Origin of the sequence: Curtobacterium sp. 9128 (assembly GCF_007673775.1) — a bacterium.
Lineage (GTDB): Bacteria > Actinomycetota > Actinomycetes > Actinomycetales > Microbacteriaceae > Curtobacterium.
This window is the reverse complement of the sequence record NZ_VEAF01000002.1, coordinates 591,416-610,684: the sequence shown is the minus strand read 5'-3', so window position 1 is coordinate 610,684 and position 19,269 is coordinate 591,416. Positions and strand designations below refer to the sequence as shown.

15 protein-coding genes and 2 tRNA genes are annotated in these 19,269 nt (G+C 69.1%); 7 read left to right on the top strand and 10 right to left on the bottom strand.

Annotated features, from left to right (window positions below; all coding sequences use genetic code 11):
* Position 1 precedes the first annotated feature (1 nt).
* From FS641_RS06195 to pknB, 5 genes are all read left to right on the top strand, one after another.
* On the top strand, positions 2–1,360 hold the full coding sequence (locus FS641_RS06195) for a Stp1/IreP family PP2C-type Ser/Thr phosphatase (protein WP_144761428.1): 1,359 nt from the start codon (positions 2–4) through the stop codon (positions 1,358–1,360).
* Positions 1,357–2,781: an FtsW/RodA/SpoVE family cell cycle protein gene (locus tag FS641_RS06190; protein ID WP_144761425.1), complete on the top strand. Its 1,425-nt coding sequence runs from the start codon at positions 1,357–1,359 to the stop codon at positions 2,779–2,781. The genes FS641_RS06195 and FS641_RS06190 overlap by 4 nt, the downstream gene beginning before the upstream one ends.
* A complete protein-coding gene (locus FS641_RS06185; RefSeq protein WP_144761422.1) occupies positions 2,778–4,232 on the top strand; it encodes a penicillin-binding protein 2 in 1,455 nt (484 codons plus the stop codon). The genes FS641_RS06190 and FS641_RS06185 overlap by 4 nt, the downstream gene beginning before the upstream one ends.
* Positions 4,229–5,965, top strand: coding sequence for a serine/threonine-protein kinase (locus tag FS641_RS06180; RefSeq protein WP_144761419.1), 1,737 nt, complete (start codon positions 4,229–4,231; stop codon positions 5,963–5,965). The genes FS641_RS06185 and FS641_RS06180 overlap by 4 nt, the downstream gene beginning before the upstream one ends.
* A gap of 121 nt (positions 5,966–6,086) precedes the next feature.
* Positions 6,087–7,889 (top strand): Stk1 family PASTA domain-containing Ser/Thr kinase, encoded by a 1,803-nt coding sequence (pknB, locus tag FS641_RS06175; protein WP_260855700.1) that lies wholly within the window; start codon positions 6,087–6,089, stop codon positions 7,887–7,889.
* Between the two features lie 127 nt (positions 7,890–8,016).
* Here the strand turns inward: pknB and FS641_RS06170 are convergent, their stop codons facing one another.
* Positions 8,017–8,661, bottom strand: coding sequence for an aminodeoxychorismate/anthranilate synthase component II (locus FS641_RS06170; RefSeq protein ID WP_144761417.1), 645 nt, complete (start codon positions 8,659–8,661; stop codon positions 8,017–8,019).
* 82 nt (positions 8,662–8,743) lie between these two features.
* Between FS641_RS06170 and FS641_RS06165 the strand changes: the two genes are divergently transcribed.
* Positions 8,744–8,998 (top strand): cell division protein CrgA, encoded by a 255-nt coding sequence (locus FS641_RS06165; RefSeq protein WP_144761414.1) that lies wholly within the window; start codon positions 8,744–8,746, stop codon positions 8,996–8,998.
* Between the two features lie 292 nt (positions 8,999–9,290).
* On the opposite strand, the gene FS641_RS06160 is transcribed toward FS641_RS06165, so the two are convergent.
* Entirely contained in the window at positions 9,291–10,145 is an 855-nt protein-coding gene (locus FS641_RS06160; RefSeq protein WP_186317600.1) for a rhomboid family intramembrane serine protease, read from the bottom strand.
* A 2-nt stretch (positions 10,146–10,147) separates the two neighbouring features.
* Complete coding sequence (locus tag FS641_RS06155) at positions 10,148–10,687, bottom strand: peptidylprolyl isomerase (RefSeq protein WP_144761409.1); 540 nt, start codon at positions 10,685–10,687, stop codon at positions 10,148–10,150.
* Between the two features lie 117 nt (positions 10,688–10,804).
* Here FS641_RS06155 and FS641_RS06150 point away from each other — a divergent pair, with 117 nt between their 5' ends.
* Positions 10,805–11,377: a hypothetical protein gene (locus FS641_RS06150; protein ID WP_144761406.1), complete on the top strand. Its 573-nt coding sequence runs from the start codon at positions 10,805–10,807 to the stop codon at positions 11,375–11,377.
* Positions 11,378–11,947: 570 nt separating this feature from the next.
* On the opposite strand, the gene FS641_RS06145 is transcribed toward FS641_RS06150, so the two are convergent.
* The 7 genes from FS641_RS06145 to recF form a co-directional block, all read right to left on the bottom strand.
* Positions 11,948–12,020 (bottom strand) — tRNA-Ala (locus tag FS641_RS06145).
* A 32-nt stretch (positions 12,021–12,052) separates the two neighbouring features.
* A tRNA-Ile gene (locus FS641_RS06140) sits at positions 12,053–12,129 on the bottom strand.
* A gap of 76 nt (positions 12,130–12,205) precedes the next feature.
* Positions 12,206–12,613, bottom strand: coding sequence for a DUF3566 domain-containing protein (locus FS641_RS06135; RefSeq protein ID WP_144761403.1), 408 nt, complete (start codon positions 12,611–12,613; stop codon positions 12,206–12,208).
* Positions 12,606–15,266 carry a DNA gyrase subunit A gene (gene gyrA / locus FS641_RS06130; RefSeq protein ID WP_144761400.1) on the bottom strand — a complete coding sequence of 887 codons (2,661 nt, stop codon included), beginning with the start codon at positions 15,264–15,266 and terminating at the stop codon, positions 12,606–12,608. The genes FS641_RS06135 and gyrA overlap by 8 nt, the downstream gene beginning before the upstream one ends.
* Positions 15,267–15,393: 127 nt before the next feature.
* Positions 15,394–17,376, bottom strand: coding sequence for a DNA topoisomerase (ATP-hydrolyzing) subunit B (gene gyrB / locus FS641_RS06125; RefSeq protein ID WP_144761397.1), 1,983 nt, complete (start codon positions 17,374–17,376; stop codon positions 15,394–15,396).
* A gap of 133 nt (positions 17,377–17,509) precedes the next feature.
* Complete coding sequence (locus tag FS641_RS06120; protein WP_144761394.1) at positions 17,510–18,010, bottom strand: DUF721 domain-containing protein; 501 nt, start codon at positions 18,008–18,010, stop codon at positions 17,510–17,512.
* On the bottom strand, positions 18,010–19,245 hold the full coding sequence (gene recF, locus FS641_RS06115) for a DNA replication/repair protein RecF (protein ID WP_144761391.1): 1,236 nt from the start codon (positions 19,243–19,245) through the stop codon (positions 18,010–18,012). The genes FS641_RS06120 and recF overlap by 1 nt, the downstream gene beginning before the upstream one ends.
* Between the last annotated feature and the right edge of the window lie 24 nt (positions 19,246–19,269).

Below are 19,269 nucleotides of genomic sequence, written 5' to 3'. Positions count from 1 at the left end.
GATGACGGCTCGTACGCTGAGCGCCGCTGTGTCCCACGTCGGACGCATCCGCGCGAACAACCAGGACTCGGGCTACGCCGGAGCGCACCTGTTCGCCGTCGCGGACGGCATGGGCGGCCACGCCGGCGGTGACGTCGCCTCGGCGATCGCCATCCGCCGCATCCGCGAGGTCGACCGGGAGTTCCCCTCCGCGCACGACGCCGAGTTCGCGCTGCAGTCGGCGCTCATCGCCGCGAACCAGCTCATCACCGAGACGGTGTTCGAGCACCAGGAGCTCACCGGGATGGGCACCACCGTCAGCGCGATGATCCGCGTCGGCGACCAGGTCGCGATCGCCCACATCGGCGACTCCCGCATCTACCGGCACCGCGACGGCGAGCTGCAGCAGATCACGTCGGACCACACCTTCGTGCAGCGCCTCGTCGACAGCGGCCGGATCACGCCGGAGGAAGCCGCCGTGCACCCGCGGCGCTCGGTCCTGATGCGCGTCCTCGGTGACGTCGACGCCGCTCCCGAGGTCGACACGGCGATCATGGACATCCGGCCGGGCGACCGCTGGCTGCTCTGCTCCGACGGCCTGTCCTCGTACCTCGCCGAGGAACGCATCCGCCACGCCCTCGCGTCGAACATGGACGCGAACCAGGTCACGCAGCGTCTGGTCAAGGAGACGCTCGACCACGGCGCCCCGGACAACGTCACGGTCGTCGTGATGGACGTCACCGACGCCGTCCCCACCGAGGACGACGACGACGCGGCCACCACGGTCGGATCAGCAGCGGCACCGCTGACGTTCGAGGCGTCGACGGGCCGGAAGCCCATCCGCCTCCCCACGATCCTGCTGCACCCGCTCAAGGTCACCACCGCTCCGGAGGACTCGCACTTCGAACCGGAGAGCGACCAGTACTTCGCCGAGCTCATCGCCGAGGACCGCCGGCGCCGGGTGCGTCGACGGATCACGTGGGCGATCGCCCTCGTGCTCGCCGTCGCCGTCCTCGTCGGCGCGGTGTTCATCGGCTGGCGCATCGTGCAGGACCACTACTACGTCGGCACGGACCGCGGCCAGGTCGCGATCTACAAGGGCGTGCAGCAGCAGATCGGCCCGGTGAAGCTGTCGGACGTGTACGAGGACTCCGACATCCGCGTGTCCGACCTGCCCGAGTACACCAGGGAGAACGTCCGCTCGACCATCAACGCCCAGTCGCTGTCCGACGCGCGAGAGATCGTCGACCGGCTCCGGACCGCCGCCGAGACCGGTCAGGACCAGAGCGGCACCGGGGGCTCCGGCGGGACGTCGTCCCCCACGCCGACGCCGGACCGCTCCGGGTCACCCAGCCCGTCCCCGTCAGGAGACGCCGGATGACCGCGACCGCGCCCCAGTCCCTGACCCAGGCGATCACGATCAAGCTCCGGGAGCCCGCGCGCGCCCGGAACCTCGAACTCGTGCTGCTCGTCATCGCGTGCGGCATCTGCGCCGGCGCCATGGTCCTCGTCGAGCTCGGCACCAAGGGCCGGCTGTTCGACACGTCGGTGCTCTGGGTCGGCTCGACGATCCTCGGCCTGGCGCTCGTCATGCACGTCGTCCTGCGGGTCGTCGCGAAGAACGCCGACCCGTTCATCCTCCCCGTGGCCCTCGTGCTCAACGGGATCGGGATCGCCGAGATCTACCGCATCGACATCCACAACGACCTGTCGGGGTGGAACGCGATCGGCGTCAAGCAGATCGTGTGGACCCTGCTCGCGATGGTGCTCGCCATCGTGACCCTGATCCTCGTCAGGAACCACCGGTTCCTGCAGCGGTACCGGTACATCTTCATGTTCCTGACGATCGTGCTGCTCCTGCTCCCGATGCTGCCCGGCATCGGCTACGCGCCGGGCGGCGCACGGGTGTGGATCCGCTTCGGCCCGTTCTCGTTCCAGCCGGGCGAGCTCGCGAAGATCACGATGGCGCTCTTCTTCGCCGGGTACCTCGTGACCGCCAGGGACAGCCTGTCGATCGTCGGCCGGAAGTTCCTCGGGATGACGTTCCCGCGGGCACGTGACCTCGGGCCGATCCTCATCGTCTGGGGCGCGGCGATGAGCGTCCTCGTGTTCCAGCGCGACCTCGGGACGGCGCTGCTGTACTTCGGCCTGTTCCTCGTGATGATCTACGTCGCGACCGCCCGGCTGAGCTGGGTGATCATCGGCCTGGTCCTGTTCGTCGGCGGTGCCCTCGTCGCGGCGAGTGCCCTGGTCTACGTGCACGGCCGGTTCGAGCAGTGGCTCAACCCCTTCGACCCCGCGATCTACAACGCGACCTCGCAGGCCAGCTACCAGCTCGTGCAGGGCCTGTTCGGCTTCGCGAACGGCGGCATCACCGGGACCGGGCTCGGTCAGGGTCGCCCGTACATCACGCCGGTCGCCAACGCCGACTACATCATCGCGTCCATCGGCGAGGAGCTCGGGCTGGTCGGGGTCTTCGCGGTCCTCGGCCTGTTCATCGTCCTCGTCTCGCGCGGCATCCGCGTCGGCTTCATGGCGCAGGACGACTTCGGCAAGCTCCTCGGCATCGGGTTCGGCTTCACGATCGCGCTGCAGGTCTTCGTCGTCGTCGGCGGCATCACCCGGATCATCCCCGTGACCGGCCTGACGACGCCGTTCATGGCCGCCGGTGGGTCCTCCCTCGTGGCGAACTGGATCATCGCGGCGATGCTGCTCCGACTGACCGACTCCATCCCGGCGGAACAACGGGTCCTCTCCGAGCGCGGCGACGCCCTCGGCCGGACCAGGAAGGGGCGTCGATGAAACGGCAGCTCCGCGGCGTCTCCACCGTCGTCGTGCTCATGTTCGTCGCACTCTTCGTGTCGACGACCTCCATCCAGTTCTTCGCGGCCGACTCGCTCCGCGCCGACCCCAGGAACTCGCGCACCATCCTCGACAGCTACTCGACCAAGCGCGGCGCCATCCTGGTGAACGGGACGCCGATCGCCGAGTCGACCGCGGTCGACGACCAGTACCGATACCAGCGGAAGTACTCCAACGGGGCGCTCTACTCGGCGGTGACGGGCTACTTCACGATCGGGCAGGGCAACACCGGCATCGAGAGCGCCGAGAACTCCGTGCTGTCCGGCAACTCCGACGACTCGTTCTTCCAGAACCTCAACGCGATCCTCACCGGCCAGGACGTCCAGGGCGACAACGTCAACCTGACGATCGACCCCGACGTGCAGCAGGCCGCGTACGACGCCCTCGGGTCGAACTCCGGCGCGGTCGTGGCGATCCAGCCGAAGACGGGCAAGATCCTCGCGATGGTGTCGAAGCCGGACTACGACCCGAACTCGCTGACCTCGCACGACACCGCGAACGTCAAGGCGCAGTACGACGCGCTCCTCAAGCAGTCCCCGACACCGCTGCAGAACCGGGCGATCGGCGGTGACCTCTACACGCCGGGGTCCGTCTTCAAGCTCGTCGTCGCGTCGGCGGCGCTCGAAGGCGGCAAGTACGACCTCGACTCCGAGTTCCCGAACCCCGACCGACTCCAGCTCCCGGGGACGAACACGTACATCAACAACGCCGAGGGCGGCAGCTGCGGCGGCGGTGACACGGTCAAGCTCCGCACGGCCATCCAGTACTCGTGCAACATCCCGTTCGCCGAACTCGGCCAGAAGCTCGGGTACGACACGATCAAGACGATGGCCGACAAGTACGGCTTCGGCGACGCGATCGCGGTCCCGATGAAGGCGACCGCGAGCCAGTACCCCGACGTCGACTCGACGGCCCAGCTCATGCTGAGCTCCTTCGGTCAGGCGAGCGTCCGGGTGTCCCCGCTCCAGATGGCCATGGTCTCCGCGGGCATCGCCAACGGCGGTCGGGTCATGCAGCCCTCGCTCGTCGACTCGATCACGACGAGTGACCTCAAGCAGGTCGAGACGTTCTCCGCGAAGCAGTACAGCGACCCGCTGTCCTCCTCCGAGGCCGCCGACCTCACCGAGGCGATGCAGAGCGTCGTGAGCGCCGGCACCGGCACGAATGCGATGATCAACGGGGTCGACGTCGCCGGCAAGACGGGAACGGCCGAGAACGGTCCGGGCGATCCGTACACCCTGTGGTTCACCGGCTTCGCGCCCGCGAAGGACCCCGAGGTCGCGGTCGCCGTCGTCGTCGGGAACGGCGGTGGACGCGGACAGTCCGGCGTCGGCAACACGGTCGCGGCTCCGGTCGCGAAGAAGGTCATGGAGGCGGTGCTGAACAAATGAGACCCACCAGCGGACTCACCTTCGGTGGGCGGTACCAGCTCTCGTCCCGGGTCGCCATCGGCGGCATGGGAGAGGTGTGGCAGGCGACGGACCTGGTCATCGGTCGGACCGTCGCCCTGAAGATCCTCAAGGACGAGTACCTCGGCGACCCCGGGTTCCTCGAGCGGTTCCGCGCCGAGGCCCGGCACGCCGCACTCGTCAACCACGAGGGCATCGCGAACGTCTTCGACTACGGCGAGGAGGACGGCAGCGCCTACCTCGTGATGGAGCTCGTCCCCGGCGAGGCGCTCTCGACGATGATCGAGCGCGAGCACACCCTGCCGGTCGACAAGGTCCTCGACATCGTCGCCCAGACCGCGAACGCGCTCCAGGCCGCGCACGCCGTCGGTCTGGTCCACCGGGACATCAAGCCCGGCAACCTGCTCATCACGCCCGACGGCCGCGTCAAGATCACGGACTTCGGCATCGCGCGCATCGCCGACCAGGTGCCGCTGACCGCGACCGGTCAGGTCATGGGCACGGTCCAGTACCTGTCGCCGGAGCAGGCGAGCGGGCACCCCGCGTCGCCGTCGACGGACATCTACTCGCTCGGGATCGTCGCGTACGAGTGCCTGGCCGGTCGGCGTCCGTTCACGGGCGAGTCGCAGGTCGCGATCGCGATGGCGCACATCAACGAGCAGCCGCCCGCGCTCCCCGGGGACGTCCCGGAGCCGGTCGCCGCACTCGTGATGTCCTGCATCGCGAAGAAGCCCGCGGACCGTCCCGCGACCGCGGCGAACCTCGCCCGTGCGGCACAGGCACTCCGTCGTGGTGACGTCGCGGCCGCGACCGTGGCGGTCCCGGCACTCGGGGGCGCCGGCACCGTCGCGTTCAACCCGCCCCAGGGGAACGACGCCGCGACCGCGTTGATCGGCACGCAGGCCGCCGGTGCGGTCGGCGGCGCGCCCCGGTCGCCTGGTGCACCGGGGTCCCCGACCGGGACCGAGGACGAGGAGCCGAAGAAGCGCGCCTGGATCTGGTGGGTCGTGGCGGCCGCGGTCGTGCTCGTCGCCGCCGGTGTCGTCGCGGCGTTCGCCTTCGCGAACAACGGCTCCGACCCGAAGCCCTCGGCATCGACGAGCCAGAGTCCGAGTGCTCGACCGAGCCCGTCGCGGACCCCGACCGCGCCGCCGACCCAGGCGCGGATCACCGTGAACCAGAGCGACTACGTCGGCAAGAACGCCGACCAGGCGAAGGCGGAGCTCGACGCACTGGGCTTCCAGACGAGCATCGAGGACGGCGACGCCGCTCCGAGCGCGGACAAGCAGGGCACGGTCCAGTCCATCAGCCCGACCGGCAGCCTGACCCCCGGCTCCGTGATCGTGCTGCGCGCCTACACCGCCCAGCCGACGTTGGAGGGGCCGGCCGCGCCCACGGCGGGCACCGTGTCTGCGGACGGCAAGGTCACGTTCTCGTGGGCCGCGTACGGCACCTGCCCGGCCGGGTACGAGCTGACCGGCTACACGTACACGATCACGAACGGCACGGACTCCTCCGGCAACAGCTCGGGTGCGACCCGCGGCACGGCCGTCCAGGTCTCCGCGGCGCAGCCCGGCGACGTGAGCCTGAGCTACGTGGTGAACTGCGGCGAGCTGCAGTCCGCGACGTCGGACACCGCCTCGGCGACGTACACGCCGACGCCGACCAGCACGCCGACCAGCACGGCGACGCCCGGCGCTCCGTCGCAGAAGTAGCGATGCGCACCGCGGGGCTCCGCACACCGTTCCGGTAACGGTTCGTGCGGTGGCCCCGCAGCCAGCGTCTCACCAGGATGCGCTGTCGTACACTTGCCCGGACGGACATTCGGAGGAGTACGTGCCTGAAGGTGTGACCGCGGGGATCACGCTCCTCGCCAATCGCTACGAGATCGGTGACGTCATCGGTCGCGGCGGCATGGCCACCGTCCACGTCGGCCAGGACACCCGGCTCGGTCGTCGTGTCGCCGTGAAGCTCCTCAAGCCGAGCCTCGCCAACGACCCGGCGTTCCGCACCCGCTTCCGACAGGAGGCACAGGCGGCGGCCCGCATGGCCCACCCGACGATCGTCCGCGTCTACGACGCCGGCGAGGAGACCGTCACCGAGCCCTCCGGCGCCGAGGTGCAGGTCCCCTTCATCGTCATGGAGTACGTCGAAGGACGACCGCTCAGCGACGTCATCGCCGACGGCCCCGTCGAACCGGACGAGGCGGTCCGGCTGACCAGCGGCATCCTCACCGCGCTCGAGTACTCGCACCGTGCCGGTGTCGTGCACCGGGACATCAAGCCCGCGAACGTCATGGTCACCACCACGGGCCAGGTCAAGGTGATGGACTTCGGCATCGCCCGCGCCATCACGGACACCTCGGCGACGGTCGCGCAGACGACGTCGATCCTCGGCACCGCGTCGTACTTCTCCCCGGAGCAGGCGCGCGGCGAGACCGTCGACGCCCGCACCGACCTGTACTCCACCGGCATCGTGCTCTTCGAGCTCCTCACGGGTCGGCCGCCGTTCCTCGGCGACTCCCCCGTCGCCGTGGCCTACCAGCACGTCAGCGAGCAGCCCGTCGCACCGTCGACGATCACCCCCGTGGTCTCCCCGGCCCTCGACGCCGTCACGCTCCACGCGCTGGTCAAGGACCGCACGCGTCGGTTCCAGAACGCCGCCGAGTTCCGCCGCGACCTCGAGCAGGCAGCGGCCGGTCAGGTCCCGGCGTCGACGAAGAAGCTGCAGCAGCGCGCGAGCGATGCCTCGACGATGCTGTTCGGCGTCAACCCCCGGACGACCTCGAACCCCGAGGTGGCGTTCCGTGAGCTCGACGACACCCAGGAGCACCGCCCGCAGCGCACGCAGAACCGGCCCCCGGTGGCGTGGATCTGGGTGGGCATCGTCCTGACGATCGCGGTGATCGCCGGGGTCGTCTTCTGGGTCGCGAACCTCCAGCCGGGCCAGGCACCGGTGTCGTCGTCCGTCAGCGTGCCGAGCGTCGTCGGGGACTCCTACGACGCCGCGGCGAAGGCCCTCGACAAGCGGGGCCTCGTCGCCGTCAAGGTCGAGGAGAACTCCGACGACGTCGAGAGCGGCAAGGTGATCCGCACGGAGCCGGGCTCGGGGACGAACGTGGCGCGGAAGCAGAACGTCCGCGTCGTCGTCTCCCTCGGACCGCAGCAGCTCGCCGTGCCGGACGTCGCGAACCAGACCCAGGACGCCGCGCAGCAGGCCCTCGAGGCCGCCGGGTTCGCAGTGGGGGCCGTCACGTCGACGTACTCGCCGAGCGTGCCCGAGGGCACCGTCATGTCCACCGATCCCGCCGCGAGCTCCATGCACACCAAGGGCACCGTCGTGAACCTGACGGTCTCGAACGGTCTGGTGTCGCTGCCGGACGTGACCCGGCAGCCGGTCTCGACCGCGAACACGACCCTCGCCAACCTGGGGCTGACGGTGCAGCAGCAGCCCACCTACTCGTGCACCGGTGGCACGGTGACCCAGCAGGACCACCCGGAGGGCGACATCGCCCAGGGCAGCACGGTCGTGCTGACCTACTGCGCCGGTTCCGTCCAGCCCACGTCGCCGCCCACGTCGGGTGCGCCGAGCGGCGGCGACACCGGTGGCGGGGACACGCCTCCCGGCGACGGCAACTGAAGCGCATCGCGCAACGAAGCCGCCGTCGCGGACAGCGCGGACTGGAGGCTCTGCTCCCGCCCGCACCGTGCCTCCAGTCGGACCCGGGTCCGGATCGCAGGCCGCCGTGGCGGCCGCCGATGGGCGTCTAGTCGCGTCGGCCGGCGATGAGCGGCCCGAGGCCGTCCGCGCGCTCGGCAGCGCCGTCGAGTCCGGTCGTCTCGAGCCAGTTGCCGACCATGCGGTAGCCACCCTCGGTGAGGACGGACTCCGGGTGGAACTGCACACCGAAGAGCGGGGCGTCCTGGTGCTGGACGCCCATGATGACGCCGCCGGCGGTCCGTGCCGTCACCGCGAGGACGTCGGGGACCGTGCCGTCGACGATCGCCAGCGAGTGGTACCGCGTCGCCGTGAAGGGGTGCGGGACACCGGCGAACAGGGCGCTGCCGTCGTGGTCGACCTGCGACGTCTTGCCGTGCATGAGTTCCTCGGCGTGGGTGACCGTCGCGCCGAGGGCCTCGGCGATCGCCTGGTGCCCGAGGCAGACGCCGAGCAGGGGCGTGTCCGAAGCGATGGCGGCGTGCACCGTCGCGATCGAGACGCCGGCGTCGGCAGGTGTCCCGGGACCGGGGGACAGCAGCACGCCGTCATACTCGGCGATGCGGTCCGCGATTTCGGACTCCGGGAAGGCGTCGTTCCGGACGACGTCGGTCTCGGCACCGAGTTGCTGGACGTAGCCGTTCAGCGTGTAGACGAAGCTGTCGTAGTTGTCGACGACGAGGATCCTGGTCATGGTCGGTTCACCGTACTCGTGTGGGTCGGGTGCAGGCTCCGTACGGCCGGTGCACACACATGTTCACGGTAGGATACCGGCCATGGCCAAGGACAAGGACCGCACCAAGCCCGCCCGGAGGACCCGAGCCGACTCGGTCGACACGGCGGGCGACCAGCCCAATCCCGTGTGGTTCAAGCCGGTCATGTTCGGCTTCATGCTCGTCGGCCTGGCCTGGGTCATCGTCTTCTACGTCTCCCAGGGCACCCTGCCGGTGCCGTCGCTGGCCTCGTGGAACATCCTCGTCGGCTTCGGGATCATGTTCATCGGCTTCCTCATGACCACGCGCTGGCGCTGACCGCCGGCCACACGCTCCGTCGAACGCCCGCTGCACCGATCGGTGCGGCGGGCGTTCTCGTTCTCCACAGTCTCCAGGTCGGATCGCCGCCGTTGCCCTCATTCTCCACAGGTTTGCGAGTTGTCCACACGACGTTCCACACCTCCTGCCCCGAGTTATCCACAGCGCCGTCCACAGTGGGGATAATCACACGCGTGTAACTCACCGGGTTCTCCACAGCTGTGGAGAACAGCGAACGCCCCGCACTCCGAGGAGCGCGGGGCGTTCGTGGTCGTCGTCGACGCGTCCGGTGTCAGCTGACCGCCATCGCGTAGCCGACGTAGGCCAGGACGATGATGACCACGGCCTCGGCGACGAGCAGGCCGATCTGCAGACCACGTTGCCGGACGTTCCGCGTCTTGGCGAAGATGAACCCCGTCAGGAAGCCCGCGGCGATGCCACCGATGTGCGCCTGCCACGAGATGTTCGTCCCGGGCAGGAACCCGATCACCAGGTTCAGTCCGATGATCACGAGCAGCGACACGGCGTTGCTCCCCAGGCTGCGCTGGATCATGAAGAACGCGGCGAAGAGCCCGAAGATGGCGCCGGACGCCCCGACGACCGAGGTCTGCGGGGCGAGCAGCGTGACCGCCATCGAGCCGGCGAGGCCCGAGATGAAGTACAGCGCCAGGAAGCGCCACGTCCCGAGCATGTTCTCGAGCATCCGGCCGAAGATCCAGACCGCCCACATGTTGAAGGCGATGTGGAAGAAGCCCGAGTGCACGAAGAGCGAGGTCACCATCCGCCACGGTTGCGTCGGGAGGTAGTACGCGTTGAACCCCAGGAGCTGGGTCAGCGCGCCCCGGGTCACCTGGTCGAGCAACCAGATGAACACCGAGACCGCGACGATGACGACCGTCGCCTTCTGGTCGAGCATGGCGAACCGACGTCCGGCCACGGTGACCCGGCTCGGGCCGCCGGACGCACGTCGGTTCGCCGTGAACTTGGCGCGCTGCTCACGCACGCACTCCGGGCAGTGCACCCCGACCGCCGCCGGTGTCTGGCACTCGGGACAGATCGTCCGTCCGCACCGTTGGCACAGGACGAAGCTCTGCCGGTCCGGGTGCCGGTAGCAGTAGTTGGCCGGGTTGTACGCCTGGTCGGTCAAGGTCAGACGGACTCGACGTCGACGCTGGTGATGACGACGTCCTCGAGCGGCTTGTCACGGCCGTCGGTGGGCACGCCCTCGATCGCGTCGACGACCGCGCGCGACTCGTCGTCGGCGACCTCACCGAAGATGGTGTGCTTGCCCTGGAGCCACGGGGTGGCGACCGTCGTGATGAAGAACTGCGACCCGTTGGTGCCGCGGCCGCCCTGGATGCCGGCGTTCGCCATCGCGAAGATGTAGGGGTTCTGGAACGTGAGCTCGGGGGAGATCTCGTCGTCGAATCGGTAGCCGGGGCCGCCGATGCCCTGACCGAGCGGGTCGCCGCCCTGGATCATGAAGTCCTTGATGATGCGGTGGAAGATGACGCCGTCGTAGAGCTTGTCGGTCGAGACCTTGCCGGTGCCCGGGTGGGTCCACTCCTGCTGACCCGTCGCGAGGTCGACGAAGTTCTTGACGGTCTTCGGAGCGTGGTTGCCGAACAGGTTGACGCGGATGTCGCCCTTGTTCGTGTGGATCGTTGCGACAGCGGTGTGCAGAGACATGTACCGATTCTCGCATGCGTCCGCCGGGTACAGACGGTACCCACAGGTGAGGCTCCGTGACCTGTCAGGTGATGCGGTGGCAGGATGGGGTCCACGCCGTTCCGATGGAGGTACCAGATGACGACGATCGAACTGCCGCGCAAGCGCCGGAAGCAGATCAAGAAGCTCAAGGGCAAGACCGCCTCGCTCCTCGGCGAGCAGCGCAAGGTGCTCGAGCACGCGAACGAGATCCTGGCGGAAGCACGTGCGCACGCCGCTGACGCAGCACGCAAGGACATCGCCCCCCGCGTCCAGCACGCGATCGACAACGGGGTCCGTCCCGCTGTCGCCACCGGTGTGCACGCAGCCACCTCGGCGGCGCAGTCCGCCTCGCACCGCTTCCAGACCGAGGTCATCCCCGGCCTGGTCTCCACCGCGGGTTCGGTGCTGAGCGTGGGCGACCTCGCGAAGGACCCCCGCGTGAAGAAGATCGTGAAGGACGCCCAGAAGCGGGGCAAGAAGGCCAAGAAGGCTGCGGTGAAGTACGTGCCGAAGCAGAAGAAGGGCATCGGCTTCGGCGGTGTCGCGCTGATCGTGGTGGGTGTGGTCGCCGTCGCCGGTGCCGCCTACGCCGCGTACCAGACGCTCCGTGCCGACGACGACCTCTGGGTCGCCGACGACAGCGACTCGGCGGAGAAGCCCGCCGCCTGACCTCCCACGGTTCGCACGAAGGGCCCCGGCACTCGCCGGGGCCCTTCGTCGTCCGGTGCCGGTCGTGCTGCGCCCCTCCGGGGTTCCGTAATTCTGGAACCTCGGCGGCGGCGACCGGTCGTTCGTGGAACCTCGGCGGAACTGAGCGGCAAGTCCTGGAACCTCAGGGCACCCGGCCCGGAGCCTCCGACTGGTCGCAACACACCGCTCACGTCCGCCGATCGGGCACGAGATGTCGGCGCAACTCGTCGGCCGCGACGATGTCCGACCACTCGGCGAACCCGAGCGGGGAGTCTCGACCACTCGTGCACGTCGGAGCAGACCGTCTCGCCGCCGCGGGGAAGTCCCGCAATCGTGGAACCTCGGCGCCGCCGACCGGTCGTTCGTGGAACCTCGGCGGAAGTGAGCGGCAAGTCGTGGAACCTCAGCGGAACCGAGCGGCAAGTCGTGGAACCTCGGCCCGCGTGACCCACGAGCCGCGGAACCTCAGCGCGCTGAAGCAGCAGCAGCCCCCACGCACGACGAAGCCCCTGCGACGGCGACCGGATCGCCGACCAGGGGCCGGTGGAGTGGAGCCTGGGAGAATCGAACTCCCGACATCCTGCTTGCAAAGCAGGCGCTCTACCAACTGAGCTAAGGCCCCGTGACACCCATGTGGTGCAGTGTCGGACGAGATGGTGGGGCTACAAGGACTTGAACCTTGGACCTCTTCGTTATCAGCGAAGCGCTCTAACCGCCTGAGCTATAGCCCCTCAGACCGGATGAAAGCCTACCGTACGAAGTCGCCGGAACGAAATCGAGCGGGAGGACCCATCCGGGCCGGGTGTGTCAGTTGTTCGTGAACCCCACGAGCAGGCCGCCCGTGATCCGCACGCTGAGGTTGTACAGCACGCTCACGATCGCGCCGAGCACGGTGCCGACGACGACGTTGAGGATGCCCACGACGACCGAGAACCCGAGCACCTGGCCCAGCGAGAACTGGTCCATGATCGAGTAGTTGTTCTGCCCGGTGACGTCCTTGAGCAGGGAGTCGATCTGGGTGAAGACGCCCGTCTGGTTGAGGATCACCCAGACCAGCGCCGTCGCGACGACGATCACGATGCTGCCGGCCAGGGCGATGAGGAAGGACAGCTTCACCATCGACCAGAAGTCGAGGTACACGAGCCGCAGCCGCACCTGACGGGTGCCGACGGGCCGCTTCGCCTTCTTCTGGAGCTTCTCGGCGACACTACTCATTGCTTGACTGGTCCTCTCCGGCCTCGTCGTCGACGGGCGCGGGGTTGTCGGATGCGGCATCAGTGGGTTCCGGCGCCGCCTCAGCTGGGCTGACCGTCTCCACCGGGCCCGCGGGCTCGATCTCGGCGTCGTCCTGGTCGTCCAGGTTCCGCTCACTGTTCCGGGCCACCGCGATGATCCGGTCGTTCTCCGCGAACCTCGCGAAGACCACGCCCATCGTGTCTCGACCCTTGGCAGGGACCTCGGCCACGGCAGACCTTACCACCTTGCCCGACTGGAGCACGACGAGCACCTCGTCGTCCTCACCCACGATGAGAGCACCCACAAGGTCGCCTCGGTCGGCTGCCAGCTTGGCCACCTTGATCCCGAGACCACCGCGCCCCTGGACGCGGTACTGGTCGACCGAGGTGCGCTTCGCGTAGCCGCCCTCGGTCATCACCCAGACGAACGCGTCGTCCGCGGCGACCCGGGCCGCGAGCAGTGAGTCGCCGTCGCGGAAGGACATGCCCTTCACACCCGAGGTCGACCGACCCATCGGACGCAGGGTGTCGTTCGTCGCCGTGAAGCGCAGGGACATCCCGTGGCGGGAGACGAGGAGCAGGTCGTCGGTCTCGTCGACGAGCAGTGCCTGCACGAGCTTGTCGCCGTCGCGCAGGTTGATCGCGATGATGCCGCCGGTGCGGTTCGTGTCGTACTCGGTGAGCGCCGTCTTCTTCACGAGGCCCTGCTCGGTGGCGAGCACGAGGTACTGGGCGACCTCGTAGTCGCGGATGTCGAGCACCTGCTGGATCTGCTCGTCAGGCTGCATGGCGAGCAGGTTCGCCACGTGCTGACCCTTGGCGTCGCGGCCGCCCTCCTGGAGCTCGTACGCCTTGGCGCGGTAGACCCGGCCCTGGTCGGTGAGGAACAGCAACCAGTGGTGGGTCGTGGTGACGAAGAAGTGCTCCACGACGTCGTCCGCGCGGAGCTGGGCGCCCCGGACACCGCGTCCGCCGCGGTGCTGCGAGCGGTACTGGTCGCTCTTCGTGCGCTTGACGTACCCGCCGCGGGTGATCGTGACGACGACCTCTTCCTCGGGGATGAGGTCCTCGATGGACATGTCGCCGTCGTAGCCGAGCATGATCTCGCTGCGCCGGTCGTCCCCGAAGCGGTCGACGATCTCGTCGAGCTCCTCGCCGATGATCGAGCGCTGGCGGGTCTCCGACGCGAGGATGTCGTTGAAGTCCGCGATCTTGACCTCGAGGGCCTCGGCCTCCTCGTGGATCTTCTGACGCTCGAGGGCGGCCAGGCGGCGCAGCTGCAGCTCGAGGATCGCGCGCGCCTGGATCTCGTCGACGCTCAGCAGGTCCATCAGGCCGGTGCGCGCTTCTTCCACGTCGGGCGAGCGACGGATGAGCGCGATGACCTCGTCGAGTGCGTCGAGCGCTGCCAGGTAGCCGCGCAGGATGTGTGCGCGCTTCTCGGCCTCGCGGAGCCGGTACTGGGTCCGCCGGACGATGACGTCGATCTGGTGGTCGACCCACGCGGAGATGAAGCCGTCGAGCGCCAGGGTGCGCGGGACACCGTCGACGATCGCGAGCATGTTCGCGCCGAAGTTCTCCTGCAGCTGCGTGTGCTTGTACAGGTTGTTCAGCACGACCTTCGCCACGGCGTCGCGCTTCAGGACGATGACCAGGCGCTGGCCGGTGCGCCCGGAGGTCTCGTCGCGGATGTCGGCGACACCGGCGAGACGGCCGTCCTTGACGAGCTCGGCGATCTTGATCGCGAGGTTGTCCGGGTTGACCTGGTACGGTAGCTCGGTGACGACGAGGCAGGTGCGACCCTGGATCTCCTCGACGTTGACGACGGCACGCATCGTGATCGAGCCACGGCCCGTGCGGTACGCGTCCTGGATGCCCTTGACGCCGAGGATCTGCGCGCCGGTCGGGAAGTCCGGGCCCTTGATGCGCTGCATCAGGGCGGCGAGGAGCTCCTCACGCGTGGCGTCGGGGTTCTCGAGCGCCCACTTCGCGCCGGCTGCGACCTCGCGCAGGTTGTGCGGCGGGATGTTCGTCGCCATGCCGACCGCGATGCCGACCGATCCGTTGACGAGCAGGTTCGGGAAGCGCGCCGGCAGGATCGCGGGCTCCTGCGTGCGACCGTCGTAGTTGTCCTGGAAGTCGACGGTCTCCTCGTCGATGTCCCGGACCATCTCCATCGCGAGCGGCGCCATCTTGGTCTCGGTGTACCGCGGGGCCGCGGCGCCGTCGTTGCCGGGCGACCCGAAGTTGCCCTGGCCGAGCGCGAGCGGGTACCGGAGCGACCACGGCTGCACCAGGCGGACGAGCGCGTCGTAGATCGCGCTGTCACCGTGCGGGTGGAACTGGCCCATCACGTCGCCGACGACACGGGAGCACTTCGAGAACGCCCGGTCGGGTCGGTAGCCACCGTCGTACATCGCGTAGATCACGCGGCGGTGGACCGGCTTCAGGCCGTCACGGACCTCGGGCAGCGCACGACCGACGATGACGCTCATCGCGTAGTCGAGGTACGAGCGCTGCATCTCGAGCTGCAGGTCGACCTGCGAGATGCGGTCACCGGAGACGACGATGTCCCCGCTGTCGCCGTGCACGATCTCGGGCTGGTCGTCCGTGGTGTCGTTGTCGTCAGCCATCTGGCTTCAGTCCCTTTCTGTCGGCTCCGCCGACCGGCCTGGAGGCCGTGGTTCCGTGCGTCGCGCCGGGCGCGACCACAGGTGGTCCGGACCGGAGCGCACGGCTCGCGCCGTGCCTCCAGTCCGATCAGATGTCGAGGAAGCGGACGTCCTTGGCGTTCTGCTGGATGAAGGAGCGACGGGCGTCGACGTCCTCGCCCATGAGCGTGGCGAACACGCTGTCCACGGCGGCGGCGTCCTCGAGCGTGACCTGCAGGAGGGTGCGGGTGTCCGGGTTCATCGTGGTGTCCCAGAGCTCCTTGTAGTCCATCTCGCCGAGGCCCTTGTAGCGCTGGATCCCGTTGTCCTTCGGGATGCGCTTGCCCGACGCGATGCCGGACTGCAGCAGGGCGTCGCGCTCACGGTCGCTGAAGACGTACTCGTGGGCGGAGTTCGACCACTTCAGGCGGTACAGCGGCGGCTGGGCGAGGTAGACGTAGCCGCGCTCGATGAGCGGCCGCATGTAGCGGAACAGCAGCGTCAGCAGCAGCGTCGTGATGTGCTGGCCGTCGACGTCGGCGTCGGCCATGAGCACGATCTTGTGGTACCTGGCCTTGTCCGGGTCGAAGTCCTCGCCGATGCCGGCGCCGAACGCCGTGATCATCGACTGGATCTCCTGGTTCGCGAGCGCACGGTCGAGCCGCGCCTTCTCGACGTTCAGGATCTTCCCGCGGAGGGGCAGGATCGCCTGCGTCATCGGGTTGCGGCCCTGCACGGCGGACCCGCCGGCGGAGTCACCCTCGACCATGAAGATCTCCGACAGCGTCGGGTCCTTCGACTGGCAGTCCTTGAGCTTGCCGGGCATGCCGCCCGACTCGAGCAGCCCCTTGCGACGGGTGGTCTCGCGGGCCTTGCGGGCGGCGAGACGCGCCTGCGACGCCTGGATCGCCTTGCGGACGACGTCACGGGCCTGCGCCGGGTTGCTCTCGAACCAGTGCGTGAGCTCGGTGCCGACGACGCGCTGCACGAAGGACTTCGCCTCGGTGTTGCCGAGCTTCGTCTTCGTCTGGCCCTCGAACTGCGGCTCGCCGAGCTTGACGGAGATGACGGCGGTCAGCCCTTCGCGGATGTCGTCACCCGTGAGGTTGTCGTCCTTCTCCTTGATGATCTTCGCTTCGCGCGCGTAGCGGTTGACCAGCGTGGTGAGCGCGGCGCGGAAGCCCTCTTCGTGGGTCCCGCCCTCGTGCGTGTTGATCGTGTTCGCGAACGTGTGGACGCTCTCCTGGTAGGAGGTGTTCCACTGCATCGCGACCTCGAGCGCGATCTTGCGCTCCGGGTCCTCGGCCTCGAAGCCGATGACGTCCGGGTGCACGAGGTCGGCCTTCTTCTGCGCGTTCAGGTACTCGACGTAGTCGGCGAGCCCGCGCTCGTAGCGGAACGAGTCGTGGCGCGACTCCTCGCCCTCGTCCGGGGTGCGCTCGTCGCGGAGGTTGATCCGCAGCCCCTTGTTGAGGAACGCCATCTGCTGGAAGCGGGCACGCAGGGTCTCGTAGTCGAAGACGACGGTCTCGAAGATCTCGGCGTTCGGCCAGAAGGTGATCGTCGTGCCGGTCTCGTCGGTGGCTTCGTCCTCGGACACCGGTGCGACCGGGACGCCGTCGGTGTAGCTCTGCCGGTACACGTGTCCCTGGCGACGGACCTCGACGTCGAGCTCCGAGCTCAGGGCGTTCACGACCGACGACCCGACGCCGTGCAGCCCGCCGGACACGGCGTACCCGCCACCGCCGAACTTGCCGCCGGCGTGGAGCACGGTCAGGACGACCTGCAGCGTCGAGACGCCCTCGGCCGCGTGGACGTCGACCGGGATGCCGCGGCCGTTGTCGACGACGCGGACGCCGCCGTCTTCGCGGATGGTGACGTCGATGGTGTCGCAGTAGCCGGCGAGGGCCTCGTCGACGGAGTTGTCGACGATCTCCTGCACCAGGTGGTGGAGGCCGCGCGGGCCGGTCGAGCCGATGTACATGCCCGGGCGCTTCCGGACGGCCTCGAGCCCCTCGAGCACCTGAATCTGGTCTGCGCCGTACGACGGTTCGGGCGTGGTCTGGCGGTCGTCTTCAGATCCTGATGTCATGTCGAGAGAGCTCCTGCCTGCGCGCGGAACACCCACGCACTGCACCGCCCAGTCTATCCCAGCGGACCCCTCCGACGGGGCGGAATCGGGCGTTTGACGGCCGATTTCGCGACCAGAGGATGATTTCGTCGGCTCAACCGTAGGTGTCGCGAGGGCCGCGCCCCTGGACCGTCCTGAGGCCGCGTTTCCAGGTGGGGGCGTCCGGGCCGGAAACCCGGATCGACTGGACCCCCGCTTCCGGGTGGCGTTCCGCGATCGTCGTCGTGACGCTCGCGCGCATGAGTCGGAGCTGGGTCGCCCAGGCCGTCGAGTCGCACCGGATGACGAGCGCCCCGTCCTCGATCGTCACCGGCGTCGAGTGCTTGGCGAGCTCGTCGCCGACCACGCCCGGCCAGTCGACGAAGAGCTCGGAGCGTGCCAGGGGCTCGGTCCAGCCGAGGTCGGCGGCGAGGGATCCGACGACGTCGCCGAGGCCCCGCGGCTCCCGACCGCGGCCGTAGGGCACGGTGTCGGACTCGAACTCCTTGGCCCGCCGGCGGCGGGCGTCGACGCCCCGCTTGGACGGGTCGCCGAACACCTGCTTGAAGTGCATGTAGACCCGGCTGGGTTCCGAGGGCTTCCAGGGGCGCGGCATCAGGCGTCCGCCGCTGCGCTCGTCGGGTCGGAGGCCGTGGTCGGTTCGTCCGCACTGGTCGGGTCCGGCTCGTCCGTCACGATGGTGCCGTGCTCGATCCGCACGGTGTGCGCGGCCAGCTGCGCCGGGACGTCCCCGAAGACGGCGGCCGTGATGAGCACCTGCTCGTAGTCCGCGACCGCGTTCCCGAGCCGCTCGCGCCGGGACTCGTCGAGCTCCGCGAACACGTCGTCGAGGATGATGATCGGGTCACCGAGCGTCGACTCGGCGCGGAGGATCGACGCGCTCGCGAGCTGGATCGCCAACGCGAACGACCACGACTCGCCGTGACTGGCGTACCCGCGCGCGGGTAACCCGTTGAGCTGGAAGAGCACGTCGTCGCGGTGCGGCCCGGCGAGCGTCAGCCCGCGGTCGAGTTCGTCGCGCCGACGCCGTTCGAGCGCGCCCCGGAACGCCTCAGCCGCAGCCGGCACGGTGACGGGGCCGTCCGGCGTCCCGAGCACCGGGTCCGTCGCGTCGGCGTCCTCGGGGTCGCCGCCACGGACACTCAGCACGCCGGTGATCGCGGCCTCGTGCCGCTCGCCGGCGACGGTCGCGTAGGACTCGGCGACGAACGGGGCCAGTCGGCGGGTCAGGTGGTCGCGCGCGGCGATGATCTCGGACCCGAACGCCACGAGGCGCTCGTCCCAGACGTCGAGCGTCGCGAGCGACCCGGACTTCGCACCCGTCGCCCGGGCCGACTTCAGCAGCGTGTTCCGCTGCCGGAGTGTCCGGTCGTAGTCGGCGAGGACGCCCTGCATCCGTGGGGCGATCTGCACGAGCAGCTCGTCGAGCATGCGTCGACGACCGGACGGTTCGCCGCGGACCAGGGCGAGGTCCTCCGGCGCGAAGAGGACGCTCGTGCAGTAGCGCGGCAGTTCGCGGGGCTTGATCGGCGCCCGGTTGATCTGCGCACGGTTCGACCCCGAGCGGTTGATCTGCACCTCGGCGAGGATGCTCCGTTCCTCGTGCGCCAGGCGTGCGCGGACGATCGCCGCGTCACAGCCCTGCCGGACGAGGGCCGCGTCGGTGGGCACGCGGTGCGAGCCGAGGGTGGAGAGGTAGGCGATGGACTCGACGAGGTTCGTCTTGCCCTGGCCGTTCCTCCCGACGAAGAGGTTCGGCCCGCGTGCGAGGTCGACGTCCGCCTCCCGGTAGTTCCGGAAGTCGGTCAGTTGCAGGTGGTCGACGTGCACGCGGGCCGGTCGGGTTGCCCCGAG

Bases quoted from the DNA above. Each gene is read 5' to 3' on its own strand.
- FS641_RS06195 (WP_144761428.1), top strand. From the start codon at position 2: ATGACGGCTCGTACGCTGAGCGCCGCTGTGTCCCACGTCGGACGCATC.
- FS641_RS06190 (WP_144761425.1), top strand. From the start codon at position 1,357: ATGACCGCGACCGCGCCCCAGTCCCTGACCCAGGCGATCACGATCAAG.
- FS641_RS06185 (WP_144761422.1), top strand. From the start codon at position 2,778: ATGAAACGGCAGCTCCGCGGCGTCTCCACCGTCGTCGTGCTCATGTTC.
- FS641_RS06180 (WP_144761419.1), top strand. From the start codon at position 4,229: ATGAGACCCACCAGCGGACTCACCTTCGGTGGGCGGTACCAGCTCTCG.
- FS641_RS06170 (WP_144761417.1), bottom strand. From the start codon at position 8,661: ATGACCAGGATCCTCGTCGTCGACAACTACGACAGCTTCGTCTACACG.
- FS641_RS06165 (WP_144761414.1), top strand. From the start codon at position 8,744: ATGGCCAAGGACAAGGACCGCACCAAGCCCGCCCGGAGGACCCGAGCC.
- FS641_RS06155 (WP_144761409.1), bottom strand. From the start codon at position 10,687: ATGTCTCTGCACACCGCTGTCGCAACGATCCACACGAACAAGGGCGAC.
- FS641_RS06150 (WP_144761406.1), top strand. From the start codon at position 10,805: ATGACGACGATCGAACTGCCGCGCAAGCGCCGGAAGCAGATCAAGAAG.
- FS641_RS06135 (WP_144761403.1), bottom strand. From the start codon at position 12,613: ATGAGTAGTGTCGCCGAGAAGCTCCAGAAGAAGGCGAAGCGGCCCGTC.
- gyrA (WP_144761400.1), bottom strand. From the start codon at position 15,266: ATGGCTGACGACAACGACACCACGGACGACCAGCCCGAGATCGTGCAC.
- gyrB (WP_144761397.1), bottom strand. From the start codon at position 17,376: ATGACATCAGGATCTGAAGACGACCGCCAGACCACGCCCGAACCGTCG.
- FS641_RS06120 (WP_144761394.1), bottom strand. From the start codon at position 18,010: ATGCCGCGCCCCTGGAAGCCCTCGGAACCCAGCCGGGTCTACATGCAC.